Here is a 324-nt window from a genome sequence, read left to right as displayed (position 1 = left end):
CGTGTACTTGAGCTTGTTGCTCAGCTGCAAAAGCCGGGAATCATTTATTTTTCCAGCAAGAAGGGGGCCGAGTATATGGCTTCACTTCTTATAGAGAAACAGATTTGTCGGGTAAGTGTATATCATAGCGGCTTAGAGCAAGATACAAGAATATTGATTCAACAGCAATTTATTCATAACCAGCTTGATGTTATCTGTGCTACCAGTGCATTTGGGATGGGCGTGAATAAAGAAAATATCCGTTTTGTCATCCACTATCACATGCCGATGCGACTAGAATCATATCTGCAGGAAATTGGCAGAGCAGGACGTGATGGTAAGCCA

1 protein-coding gene is annotated in these 324 nt (G+C 42.3%); it reads left to right on the top strand.

Features of this window, described 5'->3' with window-relative positions; translation table 11 throughout:
* Nucleotides 1-324 (top strand): helicase-related protein (locus tag RYX56_RS21650; RefSeq protein ID WP_317124026.1); only part of this gene is annotated, 324 nt, incomplete at both ends.

Origin of the sequence: Alkalihalophilus lindianensis, from assembly GCF_032843265.1 — a bacterium.
Lineage (GTDB): Bacteria > Bacillota > Bacilli > Bacillales > Bacillaceae_D > Alkalihalophilus > Alkalihalophilus lindianensis.
Note: the sequence above shows the minus strand (reverse complement) of the source record. Positions and strands in the feature narration are given on the sequence as shown.